Origin of the sequence: Kitasatospora sp. NPDC057198 (assembly GCF_042670125.1) — a bacterium.
Classification (GTDB): domain Bacteria; phylum Actinomycetota; class Actinomycetes; order Streptomycetales; family Streptomycetaceae; genus Kitasatospora.
On the sequence record NZ_JBHUWH010000306.1, the window covers coordinates 1 to 9,824 of the forward strand.

8 protein-coding genes and 1 tRNA gene are annotated in these 9,824 nt (G+C 72.0%); 6 read left to right on the forward strand and 3 right to left on the reverse strand.

What is annotated here, in order from left to right; all coding sequences use genetic code 11:
• Positions 1-214: 214 nt before the first annotated feature.
• The 4 genes from ACFUEL_RS27690 to ACFUEL_RS27705 all read left to right on the forward strand — a co-directional run bounded on the left by ACFUEL_RS27690 (position 215) and on the right by ACFUEL_RS27705 (position 3,117).
• Positions 215-652 carry a helix-turn-helix domain-containing protein gene (locus ACFUEL_RS27690; RefSeq protein WP_380239489.1) on the forward strand — a complete coding sequence of 146 codons (438 nt, stop codon included), beginning with the start codon at positions 215-217 and terminating at the stop codon, positions 650-652.
• Between the two features lie 95 nt (positions 653-747).
• A complete protein-coding gene (locus tag ACFUEL_RS27695; RefSeq protein ID WP_380239490.1) occupies positions 748-1,218 on the forward strand; it encodes a hypothetical protein in 471 nt (156 codons plus the stop codon).
• Positions 1,211-2,443: an MAB_1171c family putative transporter gene (locus ACFUEL_RS27700; protein WP_380239491.1), complete on the forward strand. Its 1,233-nt coding sequence runs from the start codon at positions 1,211-1,213 to the stop codon at positions 2,441-2,443. Before ACFUEL_RS27695 ends, ACFUEL_RS27700 begins: the two co-directional genes overlap by 8 nt.
• The gene (locus tag ACFUEL_RS27705) at positions 2,440-3,117 is read left to right on the forward strand and encodes a DUF2236 domain-containing protein (RefSeq protein ID WP_380239492.1); all 678 of its coding nucleotides are present in this window, start codon (positions 2,440-2,442) and stop codon (positions 3,115-3,117) included. Before ACFUEL_RS27700 ends, ACFUEL_RS27705 begins: the two co-directional genes overlap by 4 nt.
• A 192-nt stretch (positions 3,118-3,309) precedes the next feature.
• On the opposite strand, the gene ACFUEL_RS27710 is transcribed toward ACFUEL_RS27705, so the two are convergent.
• From ACFUEL_RS27710 to ACFUEL_RS27720, 3 genes are all read right to left on the reverse strand, one after another.
• Positions 3,310-3,744 (reverse strand): PGPGW domain-containing protein, encoded by a 435-nt coding sequence (locus ACFUEL_RS27710; protein ID WP_380239493.1) that lies wholly within the window; start codon positions 3,742-3,744, stop codon positions 3,310-3,312.
• A 148-nt stretch (positions 3,745-3,892) separates the two neighbouring features.
• Positions 3,893-5,002 carry a hypothetical protein gene (locus tag ACFUEL_RS27715; protein ID WP_380239494.1) on the reverse strand — a complete coding sequence of 370 codons (1,110 nt, stop codon included), beginning with the start codon at positions 5,000-5,002 and terminating at the stop codon, positions 3,893-3,895.
• 42 nt (positions 5,003-5,044) lie between these two features.
• Positions 5,045-5,389 (reverse strand): hypothetical protein, encoded by a 345-nt coding sequence (locus ACFUEL_RS27720; protein WP_344555147.1) that lies wholly within the window; start codon positions 5,387-5,389, stop codon positions 5,045-5,047.
• A gap of 199 nt (positions 5,390-5,588) precedes the next feature.
• On the opposite strand from ACFUEL_RS27720, the gene hrpA reads away from it, so the two are divergent.
• Together hrpA and ACFUEL_RS27730 are read left to right on the forward strand one after the other, a co-directional pair.
• Positions 5,589-9,563, forward strand: a complete 3,975-nt coding sequence (hrpA, locus tag ACFUEL_RS27725; protein ID WP_380239495.1) for an ATP-dependent RNA helicase HrpA — start codon at positions 5,589-5,591, stop codon at positions 9,561-9,563.
• A gap of 116 nt (positions 9,564-9,679) precedes the next feature.
• Positions 9,680-9,753 (forward strand) — tRNA-Asp (locus tag ACFUEL_RS27730).
• Positions 9,754-9,824: the final 71 nt, after the last annotated feature.

Here is a 9,824-nt window from a genome sequence, read left to right on the forward strand (position 1 = left end):
CTGCCCACCCCCGTGGGGCAACGGCGCCCGAGCATCAGGACACCGATCCTGCCGATCGGCTCCACGGTGTGTCAACTATCGTGGATTCACCGGGCCCGACCGGGCCCCCTCGGTGACCTTCCCCCACGCTTTGCGCACGATTTCCCCAACGATCGTGCAGAACGGGCCGGAAGGAGGATACGCCCGGGGGTAAAGAACCTCTATGATCCGGCACATGCCCCAGGACATGTCCAGCGCCGGAGCCCCGGACTTCGCCAGCCGCTTCCGGCGCCTGATAGCGGTGATCTACCCCAAGGACCTCGGCCGCCCCTGGCGGGACACCGAAATCGCCGAAGGCACCGGCCTGAGCGGCACGTACATCGGAAACCTGCGCAAAGGCACCCAGAAACCGAGCCTGGAGAACGCCGTCCGGATCGCGAAGTTCTTCGGCGTTCCGCTGGACTACTTCTCCGATTCCGAGACCGCCAGCGCGGTGGAACGGGACCTGCGCAAGATCGAGGCCCTGCGGGACGCCCGGGTCGAGCGGATCGCGATGCGCGCGGCCGGACTGCCCCCGGAGATGCAGGACGCCGCACTCACTATTGTGGAGCAGTTGCGGCGGGCCGTGGGCCTGACCGACGGGCAGCCGGACGAGGCGGGTCCGGTGACGTGACGGAGCGCCAGCAGGTGCCGCTGGGACACTGGCGGCTGCCGGAAGGGGTCGACGTGCGGGGTGTGGGGAGCGGACTGGGGCGGACCCGCCGGAGGATGCGGGCGGTCGCCCGCGACCTGCGCCTGCCACCGCTGAGCACCGTCGAGGAACTGTGCGACGCGGTCTCCGCGCACCTGGACCGGCCGATCCGGATCGCCCCGCGCCGGATGCGGGTCGGCGAACCCTCCGGCTTCGTCGAACGCCTCCCCGCCGAGGACGTCGTCCACGTCGAGCAGGAGACCTCCGGGCTGCACCGGGCGCACATCGTCTGCCACGAACTGGCCCACCTGCTGTGCGGCCACCTGAGCGCGCCCCCCGACCGGGACGCCGAACGGGTCGAACTGCCCACCATCGACCCGGACATGGTCCGGCTGGTGCTCGGCCGCTCGCACTACGACGACGCCGCCGAGGAGGAGGCCGAGGTGCTCGGCGCCGAGCTGATGCGCGTCCTGGTCCTGGCCCCCGGCGCCGGCACCACCTCCCAGCTCGCCCCCGCGCTGGAACACCGCAAGGGACAGCATGTCTGAACTGCCGTACGACCTGGTCTACCTGGGCATCGGCAGCGCCGCCTGGCTGGTCGCCGCGCTGAAGCTGAGGGCCTGGCGGCGCGACCCCTCCTTCGGACTGCTGGTGGTCGCCCTGGCCATCGCCTCCCCCGCCACCGCCTTCCTGCTCGCCTCCCCCGTGCTGTACCGGACGGTCGGGCGCCTCACCGGCGTCGGCAACCTCGCCACCCTCCTCGTCTACCTCGGCATCGTCGGCTTCTCCGCCGCCGTGGTGGTCCTCGCCCTGGTCTGGACCCCGCCCGAGGAACGCGCCGGCCCCCGGATCTGGGCCCCGCTGGACGACCGGCTGCGGCAGCGGGTGCGCCGCCGCGCCGCCGTCTTCGCCGCCCTCGTCCCCGTCCTCGCCGCGCTGTTCCTGGCCGGCGGCCCGTACCGGCCGGAGACCCCGCTCACCTTCGACACCACCTTCGCCCCGCGCACCGCCACCGCCCTGTTCCTCGCCCTCTACCAGGGCCTCTTCGCCCACGCCCTGATCGACATCGGCCGGGTCTGCCTCGGCCACGCCGCCCGGCTCCCCGACGGCTGGCTGCGCCGCGGCATCCGGCTGATCGCCCTCGGCGCGCTCACCGCCTGCGGCTACGTGCTGTGCAAGATCGCCGCCATCGCCCTCGCCCACGCCGGCATCGGCGGCGCCGACTGGCTCAGCACCGCACTCGGCCCGGCCTTCGCCGCCCTCGGCGCGATCGGCATCACCTGCGGCTTCGCCGGCCCGGCCGGCGCCGCCTGGGCCGCCCGCCGCCGCGACTTCCGCGCCCTGCGCCCGCTCTGGGACCTGGTCTACCGGGCCGACCGCCGCCTCGCCCTGGAGGGCCCGCCCTCCCCCGCCTGGCGCGAACGCGTCGCCCTGCGCGACCTCGAATGGCGCACCACCCGGCGCGGGTTGGAGATCCGCGACGGCCAACTGACCCTCCGTCCGTTCGTCGACCCCGGCGCCGTGCACGCCGCGCAGCGCCTGGCCGGCCGCGCCTCGCTCGCCCCCAGCCACCGGGACGCCCTGGTCGTCGCCGCCGCGATGCGCTCCGCCGTCACCGCGCTGGCCACCGGCGCGGTGCCCCGCCCCCGCGAGGAACAGCCCGCCCTGCCCGGCCTGGACACCGCCCCCGCCGAGGAACGCGCCCACCTCGTCCTGGTCGCCGCCTACCTGCGCTCCCCGCTGCTCGACCGCGCCCTGGAACCCCTCGCGTGAACCCCCCGCCACCCCGGGACGCGTTCGCCGCACTCGTCCTGCACCGCCGCCCGCAACGCGCCCGGGTCGGCCTCACGCTCGGCTTCGTCCGCACCTTCGCCGTCCCCGAGATCGCCGAAGTCCTGGCCGGCACCGGGAAGTTGGCCACCGCCCCGAAGGCCCGCGCGAAGGCCACCGGCGCGATGATGTTCGCCCTGATCGGCCACGGCACCGACAGCCCGGCCGGCCGGGAGATCGTCGCCGAACTCGCCGCGATGCACCGGATCCCCGGCGTGGACGAGGAGTTGATGCGCTACGTGCTGGCCTGCTTCACCGTCTGCCCGGTCGAGTTCGCCGCCGCCACCCCCGCCGAACGCGAAGCGGCCGCCGTCTTCGCCGCCGACCTCGCCGCGGCCCTCCGCCTCCCCCCGCCGCCCGGCCCCACCCTGACCGAACTCGCCGCCTGGATGCGGGAGTTCGAAACCGCAAGATTCGCCCCCAGTCCGGCCGGCCAACGCCTCTGGCACACCGTCGCCCCGCTCTTCGCCGCCCGCCTCCCCGGCCCTCTCACCCGCCACGCCCCCGCCTTCGCCGCCGCCCTCCTCGACACCCCCCTCCGCGACGCCTTCGCCCTCCCCCGCCCGCCCCTCCCCCTCCGCGCGGCGGCCCGCCTCGCCTTCCACCTCACCCGCTGAAGAGAGAAGCCCCGTCAGGGGCTCGGGGAACGGCGAGTCCGTGCTGCTGACGGCCGGAGCCCATCGAAGGTCCGTGCTGCTGCGTGTCTGTGACAGAACCAGAAGCCGATGCGCGCCACGGCAGTGAACCGTCAGCAGACCGGGCCTCGCCGTTCCCCGAGCCCCTGACGGGGCCCTCTGGCGGGGCTACCCCTACCGCTGTCCGTGCACCCGGCGGTGGCTCCAGGCCAGTAGGCCGAGCAGGATCAGGCCGGACAGGATCAGGCTGGTGCCGGTGGCCCAGCCCGCGAACGGCAGGGAGGGGACGACCGTGGCGACGACGCCCGCGGCGATCAGGCCGAGGCCGGCCAGGACCGAGCCCGCGATCCGCCAGCCGGAGGCGACGCTCGCTTCGACGCCCTGCATGGCCTTGGCCCGTACCGGCTCCACGAAGCGGGCGAAGGCCGGTACCGCGCGGGCCACGAGCACCATGCCGGCCAGCAGCAGGAGCATGCCGGGGCCGGGCAGGATCAGCAGCACCACGCCCACCACGATGAGCGCCGTCCCAGCCACGCCGAAGGCGATCCGGGCCACGGGGTGGACCTCGGTCGGATCGGCCTCGAACCCCGGTCGCTGCTGCTCGCTCATCCGTCCACCCTAACCGGACGGCCCGCGCTTCCCGCCGCACCGCGAGGCCGCGAGGCCGCGATACCGCGACGCCGCGGTCGGCCGCCGGAGCAGCGGGGCGCTCCCCGGAACCACCGGGGAGCGCCCCGTCACCGGGCCGGCTGCCGCGTCACATGCCGTTCTTGCGGATCGGGGTGTACGCGGCCAGCTTGGAGATCGACTCCTGGTGCGAGATGCAGCCCCTGCTGCCGCAGTCCTCCAGGATGATCGCCTGGGTGTGCGCCGCGTCCGCCCAGCCGCCGAACAGCACCACGTGCTGCTCCCTGCTGTTGTCGACCACCAGCGCGTCGCCCGGCTGGAGTTCGCTGCGGGAGATGTGGTGCGCGATGCCCGCCTTCTCGCTGATCAGCGGTCCGGTGGTGGTGCCGGGGCCGGGCAGGCCCCAGGCGGCGGAGACGAAGCCGGAGCAGTCGACCCGGTAGCCGTTGGTGACGGCGCCCTGGCTGTAGCCGAGCTTGCGCTGCACCCGCTCCATCGCCCGCTCCACCATGGCCCGGCGCTCGTCCGACACCCCGTCCAGCTTGGGCTTGGCCTGGACGCCGACGCCCTCGCCGTTGCGCGGGTGCCGGTGGTCGGACCAGGCGTCCCAGCTGTTGCCGTTGACGATCTTGGTCTTCCAGTCGCCGGTCGAGCGGTCCTTGAGCTTGGGGCCGTCGTGCTTGCCGCCCGGGCCGCTGATGACGCCCGTCCCGTCGTTGCCGCTGGTGTCGGTGCCGCCGGTGTGCGGCGAGGAGGGCTGCGCGGCGTGACCGCCGCCACCGCCACCGCCACCGCCGCCGGTGCCCCCGCCGCCACCGCCCACGCCGTCGATCCCGGTCCTGGGCGACTTGGGCGCGGGGGGCTTGGGCTGCTCGCTGTGCTTGCGCTTGAGGTCCTCGGCGATCTTGCGTTCGACGTCCTCGTACGCGTCGAGCATCTTCTTGATCTTCGCCGCGTCCTCGCCGAGCTCCTTGGTGAGCTTCTCCTTGGCCTTGGTGAGTTCTTCGGTCCGGGCGTGGATCTCCCGGACGCTGCTGGTCACCTCCTCCAGGACCTTCGCCGCTCCGAAGATCCCGAGGATGCCGCCCGAGAAGACGTCGGTGACGGCCGCCTTGGCGATGGTCGCCTTGATGTGGCCGATCTTCCCGGTCATCTCCTCCATGCGCTGGTTCACCTGCTCGAAGTCCCGTTGGATCTTCAGCAGTTCACCCACCTGGAAACCGAACTGGTCCCCCGCCATCGCGGTGTCCCCCTACTTTCTCGTCGCCCCGACCGGGAAGTGCTACAGGACGTTGGCGAGCTGCTTGACCGAGCCGCTCAGCTGTCCCAGTTCGTCCGCCACGGTGTTCAGTTCCCGGACCCTGCCCTGCGCGTGCGCGATGAAGGCGTCCGCTGCGGCGCCGTGCCAGGTCATCGAGCCGAGCACGGCGTTGACGTCGCGGCCGAGGCCGTCGACCTGCTTGCCCAGCTCGGCCAGTTCCTCGGCGATCTTGTTCAGTTCCGCGTCGGCGTCGCCGAACATCTTGCCGAGCGCCCAGTGCGCGATCTCGGCCGGCGCCATGACGATGTCCTCGCCGACCTGGACCACGTCGCCGGCCAGGTGCTTGATGTCGCCCCACAGACCCATGACGGTCCCCCTGTCCCCCGTGTGCTCCCCGAAAAGCTGTTCCCCCCAGGCTAGTCAGTACGGCGCCCGGATGAAATGGGCGGGTACGCCCCGGAGGCCCGGTCCGGGCTGTTCGCGGTCCGCCCGCCCCGCCTGTGACACTGGAGGCCACAGAAAAACCGAGGTGCGCCCCGGCCCCGGCCTTATGCAACCTAGAGGGATGCCCGCAGTGAGTTCTCCCGTAGCCCCGCAGCCCGCCCCCACGTTCGCGGAGCTGGCCGCCCGGCTACCCGGCGTGATGCTGCGCGACGCGCAGCGGCTCGGCCGCCGACTGGAGGGCACCCGCAAGGTCAGGTCGGCCGAGGGCCGGCAGAAGGTGCTGACCGAGCTGGCGTCCGACTTCGACCGCTCCGAGGCCCGGGTGGCCTCCCGCCGGGCGGCCGTGCCGGTGATCAGGTACCCGCAGGAGCTGCCGGTCGCGCAGAAGAAGGACGAGATCCTGGCGGCCGTCCGCGACCACCAGGTGGTGATCGTGGCGGGCGAGACCGGCTCCGGCAAGACCACCCAGATCCCGAAGATCTGCCTGGAGCTGGGCCGCGGCGTCCAGGGCCTGATCGGCCACACCCAGCCGCGCCGAATCGCCGCCCGCACGGTGGCCGAGCGGGTCGCCGAGGAACTGGACACCCCGCTGGGCGAGGCGGTCGGCTGGAAGGTCAGGTTCACCGACCAGGCCGGCCAGGACACCCTGGTCAAGCTGATGACGGACGGCATCCTGCTGGCCGAGATCCAGACCGACCGGGACCTGCGCCAGTACGACACCCTGATCATCGACGAGGCGCACGAGCGCAGCCTGAACATCGACTTCCTGCTCGGCTACCTCAAGCAGCTGCTGCCGCGCCGCCCCGACCTCAAGGTGGTCATCACCTCCGCGACCATCGACCCGGAGCGCTTCGCCGCGCACTTCGACGACGCCCCGATCATCGAGGTCTCCGGCCGCACCTACCCGGTGGAGGTCCGCTACCGGCCGCTGGTCGAGGACGACGAGCTCGACGAGGACGACAACAACGACCGGGACCGCGACCGGGACCAGATCCAGGGCATCTGCGACGCCGTCGAGGAGCTCCAGGCCGAGGGGCCGGGCGACATCCTGGTGTTCCTCTCCGGCGAGCGCGAGATCCGCGACACCGCCGACGCGCTGACCAAGCTGAAACTGAGGTCCACCGAGGTCCTCCCGCTCTACGCCCGGCTCTCCTCCGCCGAGCAGCACCGGGTCTTCCAGCGCTCCCACTCCCGCCGGGTGGTGCTGGCCACCAACGTCGCCGAGACCTCGCTGACCGTCCCCGGCATCAAGTACGTGATCGACCCGGGCACCGCCCGGATCTCCCGCTACAGCCACCGCACCAAGGTGCAGCGGCTGCCGATCGAGGCGGTCAGCCAGGCCAGCGCCAACCAGCGCAAGGGCCGCTGCGGCCGCACCTCGGACGGCATCTGCATCCGGCTGTACTCGGAGGAGGACTTCCTCTCCCGCCCCGAGTTCACCGACGCCGAGATCCTGCGCACCAACCTGGCCTCGGTGATCCTGCAGATGACGGCGGCGGGCCTGGGCGACATCGCGGCCTTCCCGTTCCTCGACCCGCCGGACTCCCGGAACATCAAGGACGGCGTCAACCTGCTGCACGAGCTGGGCGCCCTCGACCCGGACGAGAAGGACCACCGCAAGCGGCTGACCGAGCTGGGCCGCAAGCTGGCCCAGCTGCCGGTCGACCCGCGGATGGCCCGGATGGTGCTGGAGGCCGACCGGCTCGGCTGCGTCCGGGACGTGATGGTGATCGCCGCCGCGCTCTCCATCCAGGACCCGCGCGAGCGCCCGGCCGAGAAGCGCCAGGCCGCCGACGACCGGCACCGCCGCTTCCAGTCGGAGACCTCCGACTTCCTGTCCTACCTGTCGATCTGGCGCTACGTGCGGGAGCAGCAGAAGGAGCTGTCCTCCTCGGCGTTCCGCCGGATGTGCAAGTCCGAGTTCCTGAATTACCTGCGGATACGGGAGTGGCAGGACGTCTACGTCCAGCTGCGCACCATCGCCAAGCAGCTCGGCGTCACCATCGACGAGCCCGCCGACGACGCCGAGCCGGACGCGGACCGGATCCACCAGGCGCTGCTGTCCGGCCTGCTCTCCCACCTGGGCCTGTTCGACGTGGAGAAGCGCGAGTACGCGGGCGCCCGGGGCGCCCGGTTCGCGGTCTTCCCGGGTTCGGGGCTGTTCAAGAAGCCGCCGCGCTGGGTGATGTCGGCCGAGCTGGTGGAGACCTCCCGGCTGTGGGCGCGGATCAACGCGAAGATCGAGCCGGAGTGGGTGGAGCCGCTGGCGGCGCACCTGATCAAGCGCACGTACAGCGAGCCGCACTGGGAGAAGAAGGCCGGCGCGGTGCTGGCGTACGAGAAGGTGACGCTGTACGGGCTGCCGATCGTCGCCCAGCGCAAGGTGAACTACGGCCGGATCGACCCGGAGCTGTGCCGGGAGCTGTTCATCCGCACCGCGCTGGTGGAGGGCGACTGGGAGACCCACCACAGGTTCTTCGCGGAGAACCGCAAGCTGCTCGACGAGGTCGAGGAGTTGGAGAACCGGGCCCGCCGCCGGGACATCCTGGTGGACGACCAGACCCTGTTCGACTTCTACGACGCCCGGCTGCCCGAGGACGTGGTCTCCGGGCGGCACTTCGACGCCTGGTGGAAGAAGACCCGCCGCGACCAGCCCGACCTGCTCAACTTCGAGAAGTCGATGCTGATCAACGACTCGGCGGACGGCGTCACCGAGGCCGACTACCCGGACTTCTGGCAGCAGGGCAAGCTGCGCTTCCCGCTGACGTACCAGTTCGAGCCGGGCAGCGACGCGGACGGCGTGACGGTGCACATCCCGCTGGCGGTGCTGAACCAGGTGGTCTCGGAGGGCTTCGACTGGCAGATCCCGGGCCTGCGCGCCGAGCTGGTGACGGCCTGGATCCGCTCGCTGCCGAAGGCGGTGCGCCGCAACTTCGTGCCGGCGCCGGACTACGCCCGGGCGGCGATGCGCGAACTGACCGACCGGCAGGAGCCGTTGCTGCCGACGCTGGAGCGGGTGCTGCACCGGATGTCCGGCCTGCCGATCCCGCCGGAGGCGTGGGACGAGGAGCGCGTCCCGGACCACCTGAAGGTGACCTTCCGGGTGGTGGACGGCAAGCGGAAGCTCGCCGAGTCCAAGGACCTGGAGGAGTTGCGCCGCAAGCTCCGGCCGAAGCTGTCGGCGACGCTGTCCAGCGCCGCGTCCGGCCGCGGCATCGAGCGCACCGGGCTGACCGCCTGGCCGGACAACCTGCCGGTCCTGCAGCGCACCTTCGAGCAGCGCTCCAAAGGCCATTCGCTGCGCGCCTACCCGGCGCTGGTGGACGAGGGCGCGACGGTCGGCATCAAGCTGTTCGACACCCCGGAGGCCCAGCAGCGGGCGATGTGGGCGGGCACCCGCCGGCTGCTGATGCTGCGGGTGAACTCCCCGGCCAAGTCGATCCAGGGCCGGCTGGGCAACCAGGCGAAGCTGGCCCTGTCGTACAACCCGCACGGTTCGGTCCCGGCCCTGTTCGAGGACGTGGTGGCGGCGGCGACCGACCGCCTGATGACGCTCAACGGCGGCGTGGTCTGGGACGCGGAGGCGTTCGGCGCGCTGTACGACAAGGTCCGGGCGGACCTGTACGAGCTGTCGGCGGACACCACGCTGAAGACGGCGTCGGCGCTGATCGCCTTCCACAAGGCGTCGACCCGGCTGAAGTCGGTCTCCAGCCCGGTGCTGCTGTCCGCGGTGAACGACGTGCGGCTGCACCTGGCCTCGCTGGTGCACCCGGGCTTCGTGGCGGAGACCGGCTGGCAGCGGCTGGGCGACCTGAAGCGCTACCTGCTGGCGGTGGACCGCCGGTTGGAGGCGCTGCCCAACCACCCGCAGCGCGACCTGCAGAACCTGGCGAAGGTGCAGGCGGTGCAGCAGGCGTACGGGGAGCTGCTGGCGCGGGTGCCGGCGGGCCGGGAGCCGTCGCCGGAGGTGAAGGCGGTCCGCTGGATGATCGAGGAGCTGCGGGTGAGCTTCTTCGCGCAGGGGCTGGGCACGCCGAGCCCGGTGTCGGAGAAGCGGATCCTGAAGGCGATGGAGGCCGCGGCGGCCACCCTCTGAGGCCCTGGTCGGGCCGGTTCCGGGGGGCTCCGGAGCCGGTTCGACCTGGGGGGTCGTGATGCAGTACAGTCTGTCTTGTTCGCAGGCGAGAGCAGGCGGGCAAGGATCAGAACACTGGTCCCGTGGAGCAGTTGGTTAGCTCGCCACCCTGTCAAGGTGGAGGTCGCGGGTTCAAGTCCCGTCGGGATCGCAGTAGCGTAAGGCCCGGAACCGTAAGGTTCCGGGCCTTATCGCATTTCCGGGTGCCGCGCAAGATAACGC

Coding starts and splice junctions, on each gene's coding strand:
- ACFUEL_RS27690 (WP_380239489.1), top strand. CDS start 215: ATGCCCCAGGACATGTCCAGCGCCGGAGCCCCGGACTTCGCCAGCCGC.
- ACFUEL_RS27695 (WP_380239490.1), top strand. CDS start 748: ATGCGGGCGGTCGCCCGCGACCTGCGCCTGCCACCGCTGAGCACCGTC.
- ACFUEL_RS27700 (WP_380239491.1), top strand. CDS start 1,211: ATGTCTGAACTGCCGTACGACCTGGTCTACCTGGGCATCGGCAGCGCC.
- ACFUEL_RS27710 (WP_380239493.1), bottom strand. CDS start 3,744: ATGAGCGAGCAGCAGCGACCGGGGTTCGAGGCCGATCCGACCGAGGTC.
- ACFUEL_RS27715 (WP_380239494.1), bottom strand. CDS start 5,002: ATGGCGGGGGACCAGTTCGGTTTCCAGGTGGGTGAACTGCTGAAGATC.
- ACFUEL_RS27720 (WP_344555147.1), bottom strand. CDS start 5,389: ATGGGTCTGTGGGGCGACATCAAGCACCTGGCCGGCGACGTGGTCCAG.
- hrpA (WP_380239495.1), top strand. CDS start 5,589: ATGCCCGCAGTGAGTTCTCCCGTAGCCCCGCAGCCCGCCCCCACGTTC.